This window comes from Sulfurospirillum sp. HTRB-L1 (assembly GCF_059415125.1).
The window spans coordinates 495,928-516,021 of sequence record NZ_JCAHZR010000001.1 but is presented as its reverse complement, the minus strand read 5'-3'; the positions used below and the strand labels follow the sequence as shown (position 1 = coordinate 516,021).

Here is a 20,094-nt window from a genome sequence, read left to right as displayed (position 1 = left end):
TTACATGTAAGAGAGTGGGCGTTTTTAAAGGTCAAATTTTTACACTTTTTAAGTATTATCATGATAATCTGTATCAAAAATAAACAGGCGGGCGAATGCTCAAGTATTATAATGAACTTTTATGTTTTGCTCAAAAGCTCATTGGAAATCAAGACGAAGCGAGAGATTTGATTCAAGAGGCGTACAGCAGGGCCATTGCCATGAAAGGCAAAAGCGACATCATCAACGAGCGTGCCTATTTGTACAAAGTTGCTAAAAATATAGCCACTAAAGAGTCCATCGACAAGGGCAAGATGGAGACTATCGTTTTTGAAGAGCAGATTCACGTTGACACTCGCGCGCAACACCCCGAAGAGATGCTGGTCAAAGAAGAGCAAGAAGCCGCGTTCGTGCAAGCGGTCAACGCCTTGCCTCCGCGCGCGAAAGAAGCCTTTGTGTTGCACACGGTGGATGGGTACAGCCGAAGGGAGATTGCCACGCTCATGGGCGTCACCCCCAATGCCGTTGAAAAGCTCATCAAGCGGGCCACGGTTGCCATCGAAGAAGAACTTGCCAAGAAGGGATTTTAAGTGAACGACGCAGTAACGATTAACGAAGAAGCGGCTTACTGGGTGACCTGTGAGAAGGAGGGTCTGAGCCCTTTAGAGGCAAGGGCATTGCAACAATGGCTTGCTAAAAATCCTTTACATGTAAAAGCGTACGGGCGTATCAAACACATTCACACTCTCTCTTCTTCCCTTTCTAAAACACAAGCCCAACACCTCAGTGCTGCTGCCCACAAGGGAGCTAAAAAAACAAAACGTGTTGAGCAGACAAAACAGTTCGCCCGTATTGCGGCCCTTGTCGTGGTGATTTTTACAGGTGCTTTTGTTGCGCATGACACCTTTTATGTGCCCACCTTTACGCAAACGTATGTTGCTGACACCCAGCCTGTGACTAAGCAGGTCTTGCCCGATGGCTCGGTGGTTTCTTATGATGCTAAAACCCAGATGAGCGTTGCATTTTATAAAAACAAGCGGGTCGTTTCCTTGTTGCACGGGGCGGCAATGTTTGATGTAGCCAAGGACGAAAAAAAAGTCTTTGTGGTGCAAAGCGACAAGGTAAATGTGGAGGTTGTTGGCACGAGGTTTGAGGTGATTCGCACCCCAGAAAGCACAACGGTAAATGTAGAAGAGGGGGTTGTGCGAACGTACTATAAGGACGCGTGGTTTCAAAAGCAAGATGCGGCTCTTTTGACCAGTGCAGATTCCATTACGTATGCCCACGAAGGGGCGGCGGTTCACCACACAACAATCAACCCAAACACCATCGCCATTTGGCGAGAAAACCGCATCAGTTTTGACCAAACAAATCTAAAAAACGCCACGGAGGAATTTTCCAAATACACCAATGCCACCTTTTCTTTTACGTCGCCAGAAGTTGAAACTTACAGGGTAACAGGCGTGTTTTTCTCTCATCAATTGGACATTTTTTTAAACACCTTGACGAAAATTTACCCCGTAAAGGTGACAAAAAATGGCTTACATGTAGAAATCTCTAAAAAAAGTCGCTAGCGATGTCCGCTTTTTTGGTGTTTTGCTCTCTTATAGTGTTAAGAATAATTATGAGAATTGTTCTTAACTACAAAGAGGAGAACACAATGCATCCATTTAAGAAGGGACTTTTAAGTACCGCAGTTGCTTTACTCGTTTGCGCACACGCGTACGCTGGCGAGATAAGCTATACACTTCAAAGCCAGTCTCTCAAAGACGCCATAGAGCTTATCTCTAAGCAATCCAACACTCCCTACATCGTCAAAGGGGCGCTTTTGGAGGGCAAAACATCCAAACCAATCACGCGCATCAAAGGCACAAAAAACGCCCTTGATGCAATCTTGCAAGAGAGTGGCTTGGAAGCACGCATGGAAGATGGCGCTATTATCATTCAAGAAAAAGAGAGCGTGGCACTAGATGCGATTTCTATTACAGTAAGTCGAGCAGAAGGCAAAGCGGAAGAGGGATATTTGGTAAAAAATATCACAGGCGTTGGGCCATGGGAACAAAGAAGCCTGCAAGATACACCCTATTCGATGACAGTGATTTCAGAAGATTTAATCGAAAATGTTCAAGCCAATGATATGGCACAAATCTTTAAGATGAACCCTTTAACACAAGATGGGGGAGATGTGTTTATAGGAAATTACTATACAGTTATTCGTGGATTTTCTTCAAATAATGCTGTAGTAAACGGTATGCCAATTGCAGATTGGTACAGTTTTACAACAATGGAAGATTTAGAAAGAGTTGAAACAATTAGTGGTGCAACTGGATTTTTATATGGTGGAGGAAGAGTTGGTGGTGCAGTAAATTATGTATCTAAAAAGCCAACACTTGAAGATAAAAGAAGTGTTACTATTGGAAATTACAGTGGAGAGCAATACTACGGACATATTGACTTAAGTGGACAAATAGATGAAAAAAATATTTTTGGTTATAGATTAAATGTTTTATATCAAGATGGTGACAGTGTAGCAGGTGTTGGAAAAGAGCAAAAATTTGTAAGTTTGGCGTTTGATTATAAGCCTACAGATAATTTCACTATGGATTTGAACTATGCGCATAGGGAACTGGAAAGAAGTGAGCAAAAATATTTTATCTATATGCAATCAGGGGCGGAACGTTCTGCAATAGATACAAGTAAAAACTATTCTCCAGAATATACTAAAGGCAAAGAAGACAATGATAGGATAACTACAAATTTAAAATGGGATATAAACAATATCTTTACTCTTAGAAGTTCTCTTCTGTATGAAAAAGCCATTCAAGGATCTAATGTAGGGCCTTTAGCATACAAGAGAGCTGATGGTTTATATGATGTATATTTATATCAATATAATCCTAAAAGACAAAAAATGGAGAATTATTCTGGGAGTATATACTTAGATAGTAAATTTGAAACCTCTGATGTAGGACATTTTTTAACTATTGGTTATTCAGCGAATAAATATTTATATTCAAGAACACAAGATTGGTATGTATTAAATGATACATTAACTGGTGTAACATTGGATGAAGTGAATAATGCTTCTTATACTCCTGGAACTTTCACAAATAATGAAAGAAAACCATATATTGGAACACAATATAAAAATATTTTAATTGGTGATGATATAACTTTTAACGACCAATGGAGTGCTCTGGTTGGGGCAAACTATGCAACAGTAATAAGTACAAGTTATAGCAATGGAGTAAAAAGTTCAAAATATGATAAATCAGTACTAACACCTACATTGTCTTTGCTGTATAAACCTTTTGAAGATTTAACAACTTATGTGACTTATATAGAGAGTTTAGAGCAAGGAACTATTGTAGGAGATACTTATTCAAATGCTGGTGAAATTTTAGACCCACTTGTAAGTAAACAATATGAAGTTGGAGCAAAATACTCTATTGCAGAAAATTTACTTTTAAGTTCAGCCTTATTTAGAATCGAAAAAGCAAATCAATACTCAGACAATGCAACGCCTCTGCCAAAATATGTTCAAGATGGCAAACAAGTGCATCAAGGAGTGGAATTCACTATCACAGGAAAAGCAACAGACAATCTAACGATTATGGGAGGTGGCACGTGGATGGATTTGAGCGTAGAAAAATCAAACGATGCCAGCCTAGAAGGCAAAAAACCGACCAACGCCGCTTCGGTTATGGCAAAACTCTATGCTGAATATACAATCCCAGGCATTAACGGTTTGGTTTTAACGGGTGGCGCTTACTATACAGGAAAAAAATATGGCGATACTTTAGACACGGATGTAATCCCTGCTTATACTTTGCTCGATGCAGGGGTACGCTACAAAACAAAAATTGACAAATACCCAACGACGTTTAGGCTCAATGTCGCCAACTTAACCGACAAAGACTACTGGGCAAGTAGCAACTCTTTAGGTGACCCTCGAACCATTTCATTGTCCATGAAAATGGAATTTTAACCCCTAAAGAGGCCCTCAAGCCTCTTTACATGTAAAGGATGTTTTTCTATGTTTTTTTCTTTAAAACAACGTTTTTCTCACCTTGCTATTCCTGAGAAAAACGCTAAGCGTATTGGCAGGTTTCGCACGCTCTGTGCCATCTTTGGCGGTTTGTGCGTGGCGTATCTGGGCATGAGTGTGTTGGTGTTTCTCATCCCTGGGGGTCCAGGAGAATCCATTTTGGTGCCCTTGCTTTTTAACACCCTTGCATGGGCAGTGGCGGCGTTGTGGATTGTCCTTGCGCCCACCAAACTTAGCGCTTTGCTGCGCGCCCTTGTGCCTAGCCTTGGGTTTGCCGTGGCGCTCATCGCCTTTGTGGGGTTACAATGAGCACGCCAAATCCCCACTTTCGCCAACGCTTACAGCGGGTGCACACGGTTACGGGCATTAGCGTTGCTTTGCTGATGTATGTCGCGCTTTTTTTTGGCATCTGGGCTATCTTGCTTCCCTATGTCCAAGTATGGGAAAAGCCCTCCCGTCACTACTCCGTGCCCGAGCTTAGTACGGTTGATTACGCCGCCATGATAGAACCCGTGCTAGCCGACCCAGACTACCCCAAGGTCAATGGCATCACCATCACTCTTCCAGGGCACATGGAAGACCCCGCCTTGCGCATCTCGACCATGTTCATGGAAACCTTGGTGTTTAACCCAAACACCACAGAACGTGTGGAAAACGAAGGAGACCAGTCTCAACTGGCGTGGTTTTTAAACTCCATGCATTATGGCCGCCCCTTTAAAGACGCGGGGTATCTTCTTTTTGGTTTTGTGGCGGTGGCGGTACTGTTTTTGGTCATCGGGGGCTTGATGCAGGTGGTCAAGATTCCCTATAAAAACAGCGGCAAGAGCGCGGCAAACAGGTTTTCCCTGTGGCACCGCAGAATCTTTACATGGCTCTTTGCCCCCTTTATCCTCATCACCCTCACCGGTGCGCTCATGAACATCGGCTACAAAGGAGCCGCGCCCATGGCTTACATCGCCTCCAAGGGGCAAACCTACGAGGTGTGGGACCTTGCTGGCCCTGTGCTTTTCCCATCCCCTGTGCGCATTGCTAAGCACAACGACACGGTGGAGATGCTGCCTATCAACACTTTGCTGGAAAAAACCAAAGAGGTAAACCCCAAGCTGTGGGTGCAAAAGATTACATTGACCAATTGGGGAGATTCCAGTGCGACAGCCAAGGTGGAGGGCTACAACCCCTACATGCCTTTTTTAAACGGTATTTCCAACAAACCTAGCATCACCTTTAGTGGGCTAGATGGCCAAGTGCTCAGTGACCTTCGGGTGCTTGATAAACACTGGTCGGGCCTTGTGTTTGACAGCCTTTTTTTCTTGCACTTTCTCTTTGGCGTGGATACCTTCACGCGCCTTTTTCTTGCTCTTTTGATGGTAACCGCCACCTTTGGGCTAGGGTTTGGGGTGCTTTTGTGGCTTGAAAAACAAGCCCGCAAATTTCCCAAAGGCATCCCTTTTTACCACTGGATGGGCAAACTTTCTTTGGCTGTGATGGTGGGCGTTTTTCCTGCGGTGGGTTTGCTGTTTGTGTTGCAATGGGTCTTGCCTTTTGACATGATTGAGCGCGTAGCATGGCAAAAAGCGTGCTTTGGGGTGGCATGGATGGCGACGCTTACGTGGGCTTTTTACCGCGTGAATTCCTATCAGGCCGCCAAAGAGTTTTTACGCCTTGGCGGGGTGCTGTTTATGTTAAGCCCCCTGGTGCACTTTTACGGTAGCGGGTTTTGGCCTTTGGATTTGTGGCGCGAGGGGATGGGGGTGATACTTAGTGTAGACATCGGCCTTTTTGTGCTTGGTGGTGTGTTGTTTTTAGTGGGGTGGAAACTGCCCCAAGAGCCTGAAACGGTGCGGGCGTTGTGGACGAAAAAAACAAAAGGAAACAGATGAGAAAGATAGGTTTAATCCTTGTGCTCATGGGGTCATGGTTGTATGCACATACGCTTTTGGTGAACGTGATTGACAACGGAGATGACACCATGACGGTTGTCGGAGAGTTTAGTACGGGCGAGCTAGCCGCAGGTGCCCTTATCCGCCTTGAATCTCTTGTGAGTGGGGAAGTGCTCTTTCGCCAACGCTTGCCAGAAGAGAGTGAACTGACCTTGCCTATCCCAAGCGAGCCGTACCAGGTGGTGTTAGACGGGGGCCCAGGACACCAAGTAGTGCGACGCGGCATTGCACCCAAAGAAGGGTTTAGTGTGAGCGTGGATGCGCAAAATGCCCCAAAACTCTCCCAGCCCAAAGAGGGAAATGAGGAGTGGAGCATGCCCGTGATTTTCCTCTTTGGTGCCAGTTGGGTACTGTTTGGATTGGGGCTGATGTTTAGCGCGAAAAACACAAAACAGATCTTAAAAAAGGTCCACCAAGCCCAAGGATAGTGACGAGGTAAAGGCATTTTTTAGTGGTTTAATCACCACAAAAGCTTTCCAAAGCTACAATACCGACATTCATTATCAAAACCATATAGCCAGCAAAGATGTGTCAGTAGCCAGCCAAAGGTTCAAAAAGGTGTGTGTATGGAAATGAAGCGTTGGATAGGCTTAAGCCTTGTGGCAGTGTGTGTGCTTGGTGCTTCAGAAGTGGAAACACTCGAAGAAGTGGTTGTGGTAGGAACGCGTACGGAGAGCTTGGCAAGCGCGCTTCCTATGCAGGTGAGTGTTATCACGAGCGAAGAGATTGAAAACTCAGGCGCGGTGAACCTTGCGGATATTTTAAGCGAGGCGCACGGCTTACATGTAAGCCAAACGGGCGGCAATGGCCCGACGTTAAGCATCCGTGGGATGGCGGTGAGTGACACGCTGTTTCTCATCGATGGCAAGCGGGTCAATGGAGAACCGAGCAAAACCTACGAACTTGACCGCATTAGCGTGGGGATGATTGAGCGCATTGAGATTGTCAAAGGCAGTGCCAGTTTACTCTACGGCAGCGATGCTATGGGTGGGGTAGTAAACATCATCACCAAAAAGCCAAAATCAGGTGTGGGGGGAAGCGTGCAACTCACCCACGGCGCCAAACAAAACAGCGCGGACGCCTTTGTCTACGCCAACCACGAAGCGACTTCGTTTCGTTTGTACTCCAGTTACCTTGACCGCAAAGCCTTTCGTAAAGACCGCGTCACGGAGGTAAAAGTGATGCAAGGGGGTGCAGAAACAACTCCTTCGGCGCTCACGGGCAGTGGCAATTGGGCGGCGCTACGCGGAGCACTTAGTGACAGCTACGCCATTTCAAGGGACTATCAAGATGCCCTAGAGCTTAAAAGTGTGGGCGCGGGTGTGATGCATACCTTTGCGGACAACCTGTGGGCAGACGTGGAAGTGCGTTACCTCAAAGAAGACAAAGAAGGGCGTTCTGTTGCTAGCCGCTACGCAACCGCGTACACCCAAGGTACCAACAAAATCATGGCCGCTTACATTCCTACCCATCAGTTTGATGACAACAAGCGCTTGGAAGCAAACCTGGGTGTAGGGTACGCGCCTTTGGAAAACTGGGAACTTGAATACACGTTGGCTTACTCTAAGTACGAAAAAGAGCGCCGCATTTACACAGACTTGTGGCAAGAGCTTGGGTACAGTTCTAAGGAAGCTTCTCTTTCAAGCTTTAATGCATCTACCCTTAAAAAACTTAACCATGACATTCTCTCAACCTACACCATCGCGCCAAACAACCGCGTTCTTGGTGGGGCAGAATACAAAACCTCCGACACCACTTCCTCCGCGTACGCCAAAAAACGCAACTCCAAAGCGGTGTTTTTACAGCACGAATACGGTGTGTTTGAAGGGCTAAATCTCGTGTATGGCGCACGGTACGACAAAGATTCCATCGGCGAGGACGCCACGTCAGTGAGCGTGGGGGCCAGTTATGCCCTTAGTGAAGCGGTCGTGCTAAAGGCCAACTACGCCCAAGGGTTCCGCAGTCCCGATGACCGTGAGCTTTACGTCGACCAATACAACCCTCAAGGGCGCAAGATGCTAGGCTCCACGGTCATCGATACCACCGCGGGCAAAACCACGGCGTGGGAATTAAAACCTGAAACCAGTGAAACCTACGAAGCGGGTGTGCTTGTTAAGGGGGGCATGTGGAGTGCGGAGGCAACCGTGTTTCACACGAGCATCAAAGACCGCATCACCCAAGTGCAACCCACCACCGCGTACAATACCTTTGAAAACGTTGCTAAAAGCGAGATTAAAGGGGTGGAAGGAAGCGTGAGCGTGCGTTTTTCACCCACGTTTAAAACGCGCCTAAGCTACACAGCACTGGACGCTAAAAACAAAACCGACAACACCAAGCTAACTTCCACGCCAGAGTCTTTGGCGACCTTGACCCTAAGCTATTTCCCACTTCCTAAACTCGAATTGCGCAGTACCACCCAGTACACGGGCAAACAAACCCTCTCCGACACGGAAAAAGTGGGCGGCTTTAGCGTCACAGGGGTGCGCGCGGTGTATTCAGGTGCAGCGAAAGGGCTAGATGTGTTTGCAGGGGTACATAACCTCTTTGGCAAAAGCATCCCCGAGGGACTAGGTGTTATCCAAAAACACCAGTACTACGCGGGTGTACAGTATAAATTTTAAGGAGATAACGTGAAAAAAGTAGTCAGTTTATTGTGTGTGTTGAGTTTACTGTTGGTGGCCGCTGAAGAGGCGCCAAAAACGCCTATGCTAGATGACCTTGTACGGTTGCATATACCCATGCCACTCATTAAAAAAGGCAAAATCGAGGCAACCCCTGAGCAATTTGCCCAGATCATCGAAGTGGCCCGCCCGCTCATGCATGACCAATATAACCCCAAAATGAACGAAGTGTTTGGCTTGGAGCGCCGTGTCCAACGCCTCATCTTGCAGGGCAAAACCAAAGAAGAGGTGCGTCCGTTGTTGACCCAGATTGCCGGCCTTAAACAAGAAGCCCTAGAGATTAAAATCGACATTTTAAACGCCGTACAGGGCATCTTAACCCCTGAACAATGGGAGCAGTACAAAGCCCTTTCCCGCTAACATTTTTCCTTACATGTAAGGCTTTTACATGTAAGGATTTTTACGCCTCTTTCGCCTTTTCTCTAAGCTTGTCTTTTTTGCTTTTGCGCTTGCCCTTTACGGGTGCTTGGCCTTTTGGTGGGTGCGCGCACGGCGTGGTGCTTTCAAATCCACTGATGGATTCAAGTGCCATGGAGGTGTGACAGCGCTTTTGAATGAGGGCAAAATGGGCGTGGTTTTCGGGGGTCACAAAGGTGATGCTCTCGCCCCCGCGCCCCGCTCTAGCCGTTCTTCCCACACGGTGGATGTAATCCTCAGTGGAGCGGGGAAGGTCAAAGTTGATGACACATTCGATGCCTTTGATGTCCAGTCCGCGCGCGGCAATGTCGGTGGCAAAAAGCAGGGCCACCTTGTGGGTTTTGAATGCTTCTAGGGTTTGAACACGCTCTTCTTGGGAGAGGTTTCCATGAAAAGAGGTGGTGTTGAAGCCATGTTTGTGAAATTTTGCCGCGATATTATCCGCCGCTCTTTTGTTGGCCATAAAGACAAGCACTTGTGCCCATTTGTGGGTAGATAAGAGGTGGCGCAAAAGCGGCCCACGGTTGTGCACATCTACCTTGATGGCCCGCTGGACAAGCTCTTGGACGGTAGGGGCACTCTCTTGGCTGACCCACAAAAAGTTGTCGCTAATGGTGCGCGCGAGGGTTTCCATGGAGGGTGGGTAGGACGCGGAAAAGAGCAGGTTTTGGCGCGTGCTTGGTAGGGCGTGAAGCAAGGAAGCAAGGGCTTCACTAAAACCAAGGCTTAACATTTTATCCGCTTCGTCTAGCACCAACGTCTTTACATGGTGGAGGGAAATTTGCCCTTTTTGGAGGATTTCAAGCAAGCGTCCCGGTGTAGCTACGACCACATCGCACCCTTGTTGCACCAAGCGCATTTGCTCTCCTAGCTCCTCCCCGCCAATGATGCTTACTACCCGTGGAGGCTGGGAAAGTGCGCTTCCAAAAAGGGAAAACGCCTGTGCCACTTGAAGGGCAAGCTCGCGCGTGGGGGTGAGCACAAGGATGTTTGGGGCGCGGGTTTTTGGCGCGTTGGAGAGGGCGTGTAGCAAGGGCAAAACAAAGCTGGCTGTTTTACCGCTACCTGTTTGGGCAAGGGCGATGATGTCCTTGTGTTCAAGGACCAAAGGGATGACTTTGCGTTGAATGGGCGTAGGATGGGTGAAGCCGTTTTCTAGGAGTGGGGCGTTAAAAATAGGCGAGAGTCCAAGGGTGCTAAAAGGCATAAAAGAAGTTCCTCGTGTGGTTTGGCGTATTGTAGCACACAACACGCCATGCAAACTCTTTTTAAGGTGCGTTGCTGCGGTACCGCAGGCGCACCAGATGGTAGGTAGCAAAAGCAAAGGTAATGGCTAGCAAAAGACCACTAAGCGCCCATACTAAAGCCACAGCGCCACAGGTGGCAGACTGGGCAGGTGCGGCGCGAAAAACCTCTTTAAACCCCTCAGGCGGCGCAATGCCTTGGCGTGTTACCGTGTGCCCTGAACCACCATCTAAGATGATTTCGTAAGGTACGTTAGGCATGGCAACGGTGGTTTCGCCAAGGGTGGGCAAACGCTCTTCAAAAACAATCTGCCCATCGTGCAGGGTTTTGAGTTTTACAAGGGCTCCTGCGGCAGTCTCGCCCGTGCTAAAGACTCCCTTGATGAGGAGTTTTCCGCCCCCTTCGTCGTTTGTTTGGAGCATGAGGGTGTGCGCGTGAAGAAAGCTAGCACATAACAAAAACATAAACCACTGTTTCATGATGTTTTCCTTTTGAGTGTCAATCCAAAAAAGAGCATAGAAAGGCCCAACGCCCCCATGAGGCCATCTACAAGGGCAATGCCAATCAGTCCAGAACTTAGGGCTTGGGGCAAGAAATACCCGCTTTGAATCCCGTGTACTAGTGGCACGGCACACAAAAGCACGCCGCTAAGACAGGAGAGTTGCCACAAAGATGTGCGGAAGTGACGCGTGTGGCTAGCGTAGGCAAAGGTGGCAAGCCAGCTGAGGTAAAAAAGTCCTTCCATCCACGCAGAGCGCTCTTCCATCCCAAAAGGCAAGAGCCATTGGGCTAAAAAAGCCACCGCTGTGGCGATGAGTGCGCCTAAAAAGGTGCCCATAAAAAGCAGCGACCAAAGGTAGGCCGCTCCTTGGGCGTGAGGGTTGTTGAGCCGTTTGTGTACAAAGACCCACGCACCCGCCACAACCGATACACACAGTCCTACTCCTAGGGCAAACAAAAACAGCCGAAAAAAAGCTTCCGTGTCGCTGATGAAATGTAAAAAATAAAAGACCGAAAGGGCTTTTTTAATCCAATGTACGGCTTCAATTTCTTGCTTGTGCACCAAGGTGCCATCGCTTCCTTTGAAGCTGATGGAGAGGTGATTGATGCGTTCGGTGAGGTAGGGTTTTTGGGTTAAAGGGCCACTAAAGGTCACCTTGGCATCTTCAAAGCCCCAGCGGTCTAGGGTGAGGGTTTGAATCGTGATGTGCGGGTGATTTTCTCTCGCTTTTTCAAGCAAGGTGTTCAAAGAGTGCATGGAAGAAGGGGTGTCGCTTTTGGGAAGGGGAGCAACTTTAGGAAAAACTACAGGGCCCAAGACGCGCTGAATCATCGTGGCTTCTCCCTTGGTAACCCCGTATGCCAAGCCGCCCCCGATGGTAAACATCACTCCAAAATAAGCCGACGTAAGGGCTAGGATTAGCATAAGGGGTGAGAGGATTTGGGAAAAAAGGCGGTGAAGGCGCTCTTGACTTTTGGGACGCAGTTTCCACAAGGGCGCGCGGCTACTGTTGCGTTTAAAGCTAAGCCACCACCCGTTGAGTATCAAAAACAGTGCGCCCACACAGGCTACACCCATGAGAAACACCCCAGGGCGTCCTAGTACTCTTCCTAAGTGCAAATCCACCACCAAGTCCCGCAACGCGCTTCCTTCGTCTTTTACGACTGCACCCGAATAGGGGTTTACATGTATGGCATCCATGAGGCGATGTCCAAGGGAGAGTAGCGGGTCTTTGTGGCTTGGCAAGGTGATGCGCACACCGTATTCTGGCCACTCTTTTTCTGTGAGCAAGGGTGCCACAAGGGCGTCGATGTCGTAGTGTGCGGGAGCACTAAGGTGCCGTGAGGGTTTTTCCCACAAGGCGATGTAGGGCGCCACCATGCTTAGGGTTCCAAAAAACAAGGCGATGTAAAACAGAACCGTTACCCCGATGCCAATGTAAGCGTGGGTGTGAAAAAGAATATCGCGGGTTTGTGCTTTAGAAAGGGGCATAGTAGCCTCCAAGTGTTAAGACGCTCACAAGTGCCGTGGCGAGAACGGTTTTTTTAAGGGCAACGGCGGACGTGGGCGAGTGAAAAATCCACAAGCTCCATCCTGCCCACGCTAAAGGGGTGAGAAGGAGAGGAAAAAGCACTTGTTCAGCGGGGGTTCCTGGAAGAAAAAGTGCCAACGCCATCATGCTGCCATACCCAAGAACAAGCCCTCCTAAGAGGGCTGCTATCCACGTACTGAGGGTGTGGTGTTTCATGGGAGGGATTAAAACTCATAAGCAAAAGAGAGCTTCACGTTGCGACCAGGTTCGTAATCGGCAAGGTTGACATCGCTAAGGGTGCGGTTTTCGGAAGCGTGGGAGGTGTAAGTTTCATCAAAAATATTATCAACTCCTGCGATAAGCGTTAAGCCTTTGATGCTTTTGGGTTTCCATTTGATAGCGATGTCATGGACGTCATAAGCTTCTTTGGTGTTTTGCGCGGCGATGTATTTGCGCTTTTCTTTCATCACAAAAAGTGAATCCCATGTGAGAGAAAGGTTGCTAAAGATGGCATATTCGAGGTTAATGCCAACGCTATCCCCAGGTTCACGTACGGTACTAAGTCCTGTGTCTCGAAATTTGGAGTCGGATTTGGAGTAGGTGAGCAAGGAGGAGAGGGCTCCTTTGGTGAAGGCAACGCTAGCTTCAAACCCTTTAATATCAAGGGTGCCCTCGTTGGACATGATGGCACTTGTGCCAGAGGTCCATGTGGTTACGATGTAATCATCAATTTTTGTGTCGAAATACTTGAAGGAAACACCAAAGCTGTCCGCACCTAGGATATTTCTGTTTTCGTATTTAAAACCCACTTCTTTATTGAGCCCCGTCTCGGCTTTTAAATTGGTGTTTTCGCTGAGAAAGAGCCTGTTACTAGCAAGCACATCCACCATCTCTGGCCCTTTATAAAGGCTTGTCGCGCTAGCAAGAAGGGTGAAGGTTTCTGTGAGGGCGTATTCTGCGGCAAGGCCGTAGGTAAAGGCATTGTCGTTGATTTTGCCATAAGCGCCATCAAGCTTATAGTTGGTGTAACGAATGCCAGGCGTAATTACAAGACCATTGTTAAAGGCCATGGCATTTTCCACAAACAGTGCGCCTGTTGTTGCTTTTTCATTTTTACCGTACTGCGCGCCACTCCACTTTACTTTACTGGTTTGCTCATCATACAAACCCCCGTACGTGAGCGTGTTGTACACTTCTCCAAGGGTGAGGTTGGTGCGGGCTTTGAGGTTGATGCCTTGGGTTTTTACCTCACCATCTAGCAAGCCTTCGTATGGATTCATGCCTGTTGGAACGGGGCGAACACGCTGGGTGATGCCATCGCGTTTTTCGTAGCGTTGAAGGGTGTTTTCGTTGAGGTAAAGGGAGGTTTGCATAAAGAGCGCATCTCCTAAGTCTAGCGTATGTTTAAGAGTAAAGGTTTCGCGCAAATATTCCGTAGGGTAGAGGTAATTTCCTGTGGCAAAAAGGTTGTATGCTTTGCCAAAATCAGGTCGTGGGGCGTAATCGCCCTCGTCTTTGAGGCGGTCGTAAGAAAAGCTCAGGCGTTGTGTGTCACCCACATTGAGGCCAAGTTTTACCAGGGTGTTGTCAATGTCCCCTTTGGTGCCAAAACTTTTTTCACCCTCTCCGTCTTTCCATTCGTTTTTACTAACATGACGGTGGTAAATAAGCACGTCCGCTATCTCGTTAATCTTGCCATACCCCGCAACAGAACCCCCAAGATTGTCGTTGGAGTTGTAGTTACCTTGCACCCGCGCGCCATACTCTTTGCCCGGTTGCAACAAGTCCCTGCCGTCTTTGGTCTCAAAAGCTACCGAACCGCCTAGGCTTCCGCTAACCACGGAGTTGGTTCCCACTTGAATCTCGGCTTTTTTAAGAATGTCGGGGTTGATGAGCAAGTTGCCGATGTGGTGAAACATGTTGACGTTGGAAACCTTGGCACCATCGATGGTAATGTCTAGGTTTTCATCCTCAATACCGCGAATGGCAATACGGTTATTAATGGAGCTAGTACCTCCCACATCCACGCCAGGCAAAGTGCGCAAAAGGTCGCTTAAGTGGTTGGCCTGCTTGGTTTCAATGGAGCCACTGGCGACATTAAGAGAAGAACTTACCACTTATGTCTCCCAGATTTCAACAGCTTCAAGCTGCTGTTCTTGAGCAAAAGCCGTATTGGCCAAAAAGGCGACAACAGCAAACGAGAGTCCCACGCCTCGCTTTAGGGTTTGAGAAGTTGGCATACAAACATCCTTTCATTGTGTTTTAAAATGATATTTGTTATCATAGTCACTAAAAATCTCGTCAAAATCTCATTTGTGGAAAATAACAACCCAATGCGCAAAAAAAATCAACATATTCATGTTTTAATCGTCGAAGATGAAGCCATCTTGGCGTTACAGCTTAAAATGGCACTGCAAAAGTTTGGTTATGAAGTCAGCGGTATCGAATCCACCGCCAAAGGTGCGATGGCCCATGCGGATGCCCATTTTCCTGATATGGCGCTTTTGGACATTCGCCTTCGCGGGGAAGAGAGTGGCCTAGAGGCAGGACGGTACCTTTGGCAAACACACCGCATTCCCATCATCTATCTGACCTCGTATTGTGACAATGCTACCTTAAAAGAAGCCATGCACTCGGAGCCTTACGGGTACCTTAGTAAGCCGTTTCGAGATGCCGAACTGAAAACCACATTGCACACGGCATGGTGTAAACACACCTATTTTTGCGCGGGCAAAGAAGGGGTGATGCGCCACAAAAACTGCGATATTGCCCTGCCTTTTGGGTACCGGTTTGACAAAATCCAAGGGGTGCTTTTGCAAGAAGGCAAGGCGGTAAAACTCACGGGCAATGAGATTAAATTTTTTCAAATCTTGAGCGAACAGCCTGGAAATACGGTGAGTTTTGAGCACATCAGTGCCTATATTTGGAGGGAGCCTTACATCGACCCTTCACGCTTGCGTAACCTTATCTATAGGCTACGCCAAAAAGTCCATGGGGAATTGTTAGAAAATGTGTTTGAAGCGGGATACCGCCTCAATGTTTAACCTACGCTCCCTTTCTCTCTCGGTAAAATTTGCCGCCACCTTTTTTGGGGTTTGTGTTTTTTTACTCGTGGTTATGATGGCTGTGGTGATTCCTAAACTTGAAAAAGAGCGCTTTTTGCAAGAAGCCCAGACTATTGAGCGGTTGCTAGAAAAGATGGAATACCAAGTGCGTCTCACCGTTGAGATGAACATCCTTTACAACACTTCCAATTGGGAAAAAATCGACTTAACCATCCGCAACAAATTTTACCTCTTTTTGGAACGTATTGCCCAAGAAAAGGTTCAACCAGAGGCCTTTCCTGCCTTAGTGGAAGCGGTGTTTGGAGGCTTTACATGTAACGCCCTTTTGTTTCACAACAAGGAGGTGGTTTATAGCACCCAAGAAGTATCGCCCTCTCCTTTGTTTGCTTCCGTGCCTTCTGGGGAGTGGGAAACGTGGAAGAGCCTTGATAAAACCAAATCTATCAACATTTGCCCCAAAAGCGCGCGGGAGCATTTTATTGCCAAGCCCATTGGGGAGACGGGGTATGCCCTTGGGGTACAGTGTGAATCAGACGCACTTTTGCGCTACCGCACAGAGTTTGAAAAAGGCATCGGCGCGATGCTAAAGCAAAGCTTCAAATCTGTTAAGCAAGACAGTAAAGGGTTTGCGTACATGATGTGGGTGGATGGGGGCACGCAACCGTGCGACCATGACGCGCGCTACCGTAAAATCCCCGAAGCATCGCCCTCGCAATTTAACGCACGGTGCTGTGTGAGTGAATCTTCGCCCACCGACCAACCACTTACGGGCACCTTGACCCCTGCGGATTACCTCCATGCCGCGCAAACCAAGGAACCCTTGCACCATCTTTTGGAAGGAAAAGCCGCCATCACGTGGGTGCGGTTGTTTGACAGTAAACGCGAGTATCCCTTTGTGTTTGCTATCACCTTATACGAAGAAGATATTTACGGCGCCCTAGACCCCATGGTGGTCAAGTTTATCCCCGCAGGTTTGAGTGCACTGGTGTGTGCTTTTGGGCTAGGTTGGGTCTTTTTTCGCCGATTTGGCCGTGCAGTGGAGCGGCTTTCGTGGGTGGCAAGGGCGGTAAAAAGCGGGGATTTGCGCGCACGAAGTGGAATTAAGGGAGAAGATGACGTGGGGGTGTTGGCAGAAACCTTTGATGCGATGATTGATACTTTGCAAGAAAACATCACGACGCTAGATAGCAAGGTGGCCCAGCGCACGAAGGAGTTAGAAAACCTTGTGGAGGAAAAAGAAATCCTCCTAAAAGAGATCCATCACCGCGTGAAAAACAACCTTGCCATCATCGTGGGACTGATGCAACTCAAAGAGCACCACGCCACCCAAGAAGAGTCTAAGGCCTTGCTTGTGGAGCTTCAAGAGCGCATCTATGCCATTGAGTTGCTCCATCGTCAGTTGTACCAGTCCCGTAGCCTTAAACACATCTCTTTTGATGCGTACCTCCAAGGCCTTGCGCACAATATTCGCCAACTCTATCACGTGGAGAGCCGTTCCATAGAACTTGACGTGCAAGCAGAGGCGGTGGAGCTTGGGATTGAGCAAGCTTTAGCTTGCGGATTGGTGATGAACGAATGCATTATCAATGCCTTAAAACACGCCTTTTCCCACAGGGGGGGGCGCATTGTGATACGCTTTTACAAACGGGATGGGTGGTGTTTTTTAAGCATCAAAGACGATGGCAAAGGGTTGCCCAAAGGCCTCTCTCCTCACACGCAAGCCACCCTTGGCATGCAACTCATTCAAGGGATAGTGTTACATCAACTGGGAGGAAAATGCACACTGGTGAGCGAGAAGGGGACAACGGTTGAGGTCAGTTTTTTGTACGAAGCGCCCTAAAAAATGCCCCAATCCTTTACATGTAAAGCGTAAGATTTTTTTCACTGCGCTTTTCTCATCCAAATCTCATGACGCCTTTGTTACAATAGAAATATACTATTTATTACAGGAGCGGCGCGCATGAAAATAGGGCTTTTTATCCCCTGTTATATGAACGAGTTGTATCCAGGCGCTTCGATGGCGACACTGGAATTGCTTGAAAAACAGGGACTTGATGTAGAATATCCGCTGGAACAAACCTGCTGCGGGCAACCCATGGCCAACACGGGTTGTACCAAAGACATGGAAACGCTAGCACGACGGTTTGTGAAGCTGTTTAAAGACTATGATTACGTGGTAGGGCCAAGCGGGAGTTGTGTTTCCATGGTGCGCAACAACTACGCTCAGTTTTTAGCAGGCGACCCTGACTTTGAGCGCATCAAAACCAGAACCTTTGAAGTGTGCGAGTTTTTGCACGACATCATTAAACCCGAAACCTTCAATGTTTCCTTTCCTTATAAAGTAGGTTTGCACAACAGTTGCCACTCCCACCGCGACGCGGGACTGGGTGCGCCCAGTGAGCGCAATATTCCCTACTTTAACAAACTTGAAGCACTGCTTGCTAAGGTCGATGACATTGAGCTTGTGAAGCTTGAGCGGGTGGATGAGTGCTGTGGTTTTGGTGGTACCTTTGCCATCACCGAAAGTGCTATTTCGGCGTTTATGGGCACAGACCGCATCGACGACCATTTGCGAGCGGGTGCAGAAATCATCACAGGGGCAGATTTGTCGTGCTTGATGCACATGGACGGACTCATTCGCCGTCAGGGTAAACCGCTACGGATTATCCACATTGTTCAGATTCTAAACGGAGGAGACCCCCATGGGACACCCAGAGTTAGCCGCTAAATTTACCCAAGACGTAGAGCGCACCCATTGGCACGACAAAGCGCTGTGGTTTGTGCGCGAAAAACGCGACCGCGCTAGCAAGAGCGTGCCCGAGTGGGAAGCCTTGCGACGTAGAGCCCAACAGATTAAAACCCACACCATGCAAAACCTCGATACCTACCTTGTGGATTTTGAGAAAAACGCGAAGGCTAAGGGGATTCAGGTGCATTGGGCTAAAAATGCCGAAGAGCACAACCGCATCACGCTTCAGATTTTAAACCTGCACAACGCCAAAAAAGTCGTTAAAAGCAAATCCATGCTTACCGAAGAGTGCCACCTTAACCCCTATTTGGAAAAACACGGCATCGAAGTGGTGGATACTGACCTTGGCGAGCGTATCATTCAGTTTCGCAAAGAGCCCCCCTCACACATCGTGTTGCCTGCTATTCACCTCAAAAAAGAGGACGTGAGTAAAACCTTTCATGAACACATTGGCACGGAAGAGGGCAACAATGACCCTACCTACTTAACCCGCGCGGCCCGCGCGCACTTGCGCGAGAAATTTTTGGGCGCAGACGTGGGTATCACGGGGGTGAACTACGCCATCGCCGACACGGGCGGGTTTGTGGTGTGTACTAATGAGGGCAACGCGGATTTGGGCGCGACTATTCCTAAGGTGCACATCGCTTCTATGGGGATTGAGAAAATCATCCCCCGCCTTGGAGATTTGGCGGTCTTTACCCGTTTGCTAGCGCGCAGTGCGACGGGACAGCCCATTACCTCGTACACTTCCCATTTTCACGGCCCAGTCGAAGGGGGCGAGTTGCATGTTATCATCGTCGATAATGGCCGTTCGCCTATTTTGGGCTCAGAACATTACTCTCAAGCCCTCAACTGCATCCGTTGTGGAGCGTGCATGAACACGTGCCCTGTGTACCGACGCAGTGGTGGATTTAGCTACGAAGCGACCATTCCAGGTCCCATTGGCTCAACCCTAGAGCCTTGCAAAGATTTGGCTAAGCACAAAACCTTGCCCTATGCGTGTTCGCTGTGTGCCTCGTGTTCTAACGTGTGTCCCATTCGCATTGACTTGCACCATCAGCTCTATTTTCACCGCCAAGATGTGGTCAAAGCGGGATTGTTGGACAAGAAAAAAGAGCGGGCGTTGGGTTTTGCAGGGTGGTTGTTTCAGCATCCAAAAGTGTTAGATTTTTGTGGAAAAATGGCGCGTAAAGTGGTGCCGTTTTTGCCAAGATGGATGATGTACACTTCCATGAATGCGTGGGGAGAACACCGTGAGATGATGGACTTCCCTGAAAAAAGCTTCAAAGAACTCTACGTTGAGCGTCAAAAAAGGAAAGAATCATGAGTAGCAGAGAAAGCATTTTACAAAGCATTCGCCAGTATAAAAAAGAGAACGTGGTGCCGCTTCCTGATGCACTTGGCTTTGCGCCTATGTCTTTTGAGAATCTTTTTGAACAGTTTTCAACAGCACTTGCAAGTGTGGGTGGTAAAGCGATTTTGTTGGAAAATCGCACCCAGTTAGATGAGACGATTCGCGCCATTGCAACAGAGGCGGAGCATATCGTGTGCAATGTGCCAGGATGCAACTTAAGCAGTGATGATGGTTCCAAATACGCCACGCCTCACGACCTAGCCCACATTGACCTAGCCATCGTGCGCGGTGAATTTGCCGTGGCAGAAAACGGTGCTGTGTGGATTCATGCACAAACAACACGCCACCGTGCCCTTTACTTTTTGGCCCAGCACATTGTCGTTGTGGTAGACAAAGAGCAGATTGTCCCCACCATGCACGAAGCGTATGAACGGGTTTCTTTTGAAAAGGCGGGGTATGGGGTGTTTGTCTCAGGCCCTTCTAAGACCGCGGACATCGAACAATCCTTAGTCATCGGCGCGCACGGACCAAAATCGGGTTATGTGATTTTGGTTTAACCTTACTCTGTAAGCCTTACCATGTA

The 20,094-nt window shown here is 48.2% G+C and carries 19 protein-coding genes; 13 read left to right on the top strand and 6 right to left on the bottom strand.

The genetic code is table 11. From position 1 onward, the window contains the following. Window positions 1-95 precede the first annotated feature (95 nt). The 8 genes from AC5SLM_RS02475 to AC5SLM_RS02440 all read left to right on the top strand — a co-directional run bounded on the left by AC5SLM_RS02475 (window position 96) and on the right by AC5SLM_RS02440 (window position 9,008). On the top strand, window positions 96-569 hold the full coding sequence (locus AC5SLM_RS02475) for an RNA polymerase sigma factor (protein ID WP_495249341.1): 474 nt from the start codon (window positions 96-98) through the stop codon (window positions 567-569). Continuing rightward, a complete protein-coding gene (locus AC5SLM_RS02470) occupies window positions 570-1,553 on the top strand; it encodes a FecR family protein (RefSeq protein ID WP_495249340.1) in 984 nt (327 codons plus the stop codon). It begins immediately after the preceding gene. An 86-nt stretch (window positions 1,554-1,639) separates the two neighbouring features. Beyond that, window positions 1,640-3,967, top strand: a complete 2,328-nt coding sequence (locus AC5SLM_RS02465) for a TonB-dependent receptor (protein ID WP_495249339.1) — start codon at window positions 1,640-1,642, stop codon at window positions 3,965-3,967. 48 nt (window positions 3,968-4,015) lie between these two features. Beyond that, window positions 4,016-4,336 carry a hypothetical protein gene (locus tag AC5SLM_RS02460; protein ID WP_495249338.1) on the top strand — a complete coding sequence of 107 codons (321 nt, stop codon included), beginning with the start codon at window positions 4,016-4,018 and terminating at the stop codon, window positions 4,334-4,336. Then, window positions 4,333-5,907 (top strand): PepSY-associated TM helix domain-containing protein, encoded by a 1,575-nt coding sequence (locus AC5SLM_RS02455; protein ID WP_495249337.1) that lies wholly within the window; start codon window positions 4,333-4,335, stop codon window positions 5,905-5,907. The genes AC5SLM_RS02460 and AC5SLM_RS02455 overlap by 4 nt, the downstream gene beginning before the upstream one ends. Continuing rightward, window positions 5,904-6,395, top strand: a complete 492-nt coding sequence (locus AC5SLM_RS02450; RefSeq protein ID WP_495249336.1) for a hypothetical protein — start codon at window positions 5,904-5,906, stop codon at window positions 6,393-6,395. Before AC5SLM_RS02455 ends, AC5SLM_RS02450 begins: the two co-directional genes overlap by 4 nt. Window positions 6,396-6,533: 138 nt before the next feature. After that, a complete protein-coding gene (locus tag AC5SLM_RS02445) occupies window positions 6,534-8,588 on the top strand; it encodes a TonB-dependent receptor plug domain-containing protein (RefSeq protein WP_495249335.1) in 2,055 nt (684 codons plus the stop codon). Window positions 8,589-8,597: 9 nt separating this feature from the next. Next, window positions 8,598-9,008 (top strand): hypothetical protein, encoded by a 411-nt coding sequence (locus AC5SLM_RS02440; protein WP_495249334.1) that lies wholly within the window; start codon window positions 8,598-8,600, stop codon window positions 9,006-9,008. 40 nt (window positions 9,009-9,048) lie between these two features. On the opposite strand, the gene AC5SLM_RS02435 is transcribed toward AC5SLM_RS02440, so the two are convergent. The 6 genes from AC5SLM_RS02435 to AC5SLM_RS02410 all read right to left on the bottom strand — a co-directional run bounded on the left by AC5SLM_RS02435 (window position 9,049) and on the right by AC5SLM_RS02410 (window position 14,583). Further along, complete coding sequence (locus AC5SLM_RS02435; protein WP_495249333.1) at window positions 9,049-10,272, bottom strand: DEAD/DEAH box helicase; 1,224 nt, start codon at window positions 10,270-10,272, stop codon at window positions 9,049-9,051. Window positions 10,273-10,333: 61 nt separating this feature from the next. Further along, window positions 10,334-10,789, bottom strand: a complete 456-nt coding sequence (locus AC5SLM_RS02430; RefSeq protein ID WP_495249332.1) for a hypothetical protein — start codon at window positions 10,787-10,789, stop codon at window positions 10,334-10,336. Next, window positions 10,786-12,303 (bottom strand): PepSY-associated TM helix domain-containing protein, encoded by a 1,518-nt coding sequence (locus AC5SLM_RS02425; protein WP_495249331.1) that lies wholly within the window; start codon window positions 12,301-12,303, stop codon window positions 10,786-10,788. The genes AC5SLM_RS02430 and AC5SLM_RS02425 overlap by 4 nt, the downstream gene beginning before the upstream one ends. Beyond that, window positions 12,290-12,559: a hypothetical protein gene (locus tag AC5SLM_RS02420; protein WP_495249330.1), complete on the bottom strand. Its 270-nt coding sequence runs from the start codon at window positions 12,557-12,559 to the stop codon at window positions 12,290-12,292. Before AC5SLM_RS02420 ends, AC5SLM_RS02425 begins: the two co-directional genes overlap by 14 nt. 8 nt (window positions 12,560-12,567) lie before the next feature. Continuing rightward, on the bottom strand, window positions 12,568-14,460 hold the full coding sequence (locus AC5SLM_RS02415; RefSeq protein WP_495249329.1) for a TonB-dependent receptor domain-containing protein: 1,893 nt from the start codon (window positions 14,458-14,460) through the stop codon (window positions 12,568-12,570). Then, on the bottom strand, window positions 14,461-14,583 hold the full coding sequence (locus AC5SLM_RS02410; RefSeq protein ID WP_495249328.1) for a hypothetical protein: 123 nt from the start codon (window positions 14,581-14,583) through the stop codon (window positions 14,461-14,463). Between the two features lie 93 nt (window positions 14,584-14,676). Between AC5SLM_RS02410 and AC5SLM_RS02405 the strand changes: the two genes are divergently transcribed. The 5 genes from AC5SLM_RS02405 to AC5SLM_RS02385 all read left to right on the top strand — a co-directional run bounded on the left by AC5SLM_RS02405 (window position 14,677) and on the right by AC5SLM_RS02385 (window position 20,068). Then, on the top strand, window positions 14,677-15,387 hold the full coding sequence (locus AC5SLM_RS02405; protein WP_495249327.1) for a response regulator: 711 nt from the start codon (window positions 14,677-14,679) through the stop codon (window positions 15,385-15,387). Continuing rightward, window positions 15,380-17,248, top strand: a complete 1,869-nt coding sequence (locus AC5SLM_RS02400; RefSeq protein ID WP_495249326.1) for a sensor histidine kinase — start codon at window positions 15,380-15,382, stop codon at window positions 17,246-17,248. The genes AC5SLM_RS02405 and AC5SLM_RS02400 overlap by 8 nt, the downstream gene beginning before the upstream one ends. Window positions 17,249-17,368: 120 nt before the next feature. Next, window positions 17,369-18,136, top strand: a complete 768-nt coding sequence (locus AC5SLM_RS02395; RefSeq protein ID WP_495249325.1) for a (Fe-S)-binding protein — start codon at window positions 17,369-17,371, stop codon at window positions 18,134-18,136. Beyond that, window positions 18,111-19,484, top strand: a complete 1,374-nt coding sequence (locus AC5SLM_RS02390; protein WP_495249324.1) for a lactate utilization protein B — start codon at window positions 18,111-18,113, stop codon at window positions 19,482-19,484. Before AC5SLM_RS02395 ends, AC5SLM_RS02390 begins: the two co-directional genes overlap by 26 nt. Continuing rightward, window positions 19,481-20,068, top strand: coding sequence for a LutC/YkgG family protein (locus tag AC5SLM_RS02385; protein WP_495249323.1), 588 nt, complete (start codon window positions 19,481-19,483; stop codon window positions 20,066-20,068). Before AC5SLM_RS02390 ends, AC5SLM_RS02385 begins: the two co-directional genes overlap by 4 nt. Window positions 20,069-20,094 lie beyond the last annotated feature (26 nt).

Bases quoted from the DNA above. Each gene is read 5' to 3' on its own strand.
- AC5SLM_RS02460 (WP_495249338.1), top strand. From the start codon at position 4,016: ATGTTTTTTTCTTTAAAACAACGTTTTTCTCACCTTGCTATTCCTGAG.
- AC5SLM_RS02430 (WP_495249332.1), bottom strand. From the start codon at position 10,789: ATGAAACAGTGGTTTATGTTTTTGTTATGTGCTAGCTTTCTTCACGCG.
- AC5SLM_RS02385 (WP_495249323.1), top strand. From the start codon at position 19,481: ATGAGTAGCAGAGAAAGCATTTTACAAAGCATTCGCCAGTATAAAAAA.
- AC5SLM_RS02425 (WP_495249331.1), bottom strand. From the start codon at position 12,303: ATGCCCCTTTCTAAAGCACAAACCCGCGATATTCTTTTTCACACCCAC.
- AC5SLM_RS02395 (WP_495249325.1), top strand. From the start codon at position 17,369: ATGAAAATAGGGCTTTTTATCCCCTGTTATATGAACGAGTTGTATCCA.
- AC5SLM_RS02450 (WP_495249336.1), top strand. From the start codon at position 5,904: ATGAGAAAGATAGGTTTAATCCTTGTGCTCATGGGGTCATGGTTGTAT.
- AC5SLM_RS02465 (WP_495249339.1), top strand. From the start codon at position 1,640: ATGCATCCATTTAAGAAGGGACTTTTAAGTACCGCAGTTGCTTTACTC.
- AC5SLM_RS02405 (WP_495249327.1), top strand. From the start codon at position 14,677: ATGCGCAAAAAAAATCAACATATTCATGTTTTAATCGTCGAAGATGAA.
- AC5SLM_RS02475 (WP_495249341.1), top strand. From the start codon at position 96: ATGCTCAAGTATTATAATGAACTTTTATGTTTTGCTCAAAAGCTCATT.
- AC5SLM_RS02455 (WP_495249337.1), top strand. From the start codon at position 4,333: ATGAGCACGCCAAATCCCCACTTTCGCCAACGCTTACAGCGGGTGCAC.
- AC5SLM_RS02400 (WP_495249326.1), top strand. From the start codon at position 15,380: ATGTTTAACCTACGCTCCCTTTCTCTCTCGGTAAAATTTGCCGCCACC.
- AC5SLM_RS02445 (WP_495249335.1), top strand. From the start codon at position 6,534: ATGGAAATGAAGCGTTGGATAGGCTTAAGCCTTGTGGCAGTGTGTGTG.
- AC5SLM_RS02390 (WP_495249324.1), top strand. From the start codon at position 18,111: ATGGGACACCCAGAGTTAGCCGCTAAATTTACCCAAGACGTAGAGCGC.
- AC5SLM_RS02410 (WP_495249328.1), bottom strand. From the start codon at position 14,583: ATGCCAACTTCTCAAACCCTAAAGCGAGGCGTGGGACTCTCGTTTGCT.
- AC5SLM_RS02420 (WP_495249330.1), bottom strand. From the start codon at position 12,559: ATGAAACACCACACCCTCAGTACGTGGATAGCAGCCCTCTTAGGAGGG.
- AC5SLM_RS02435 (WP_495249333.1), bottom strand. From the start codon at position 10,272: ATGCCTTTTAGCACCCTTGGACTCTCGCCTATTTTTAACGCCCCACTC.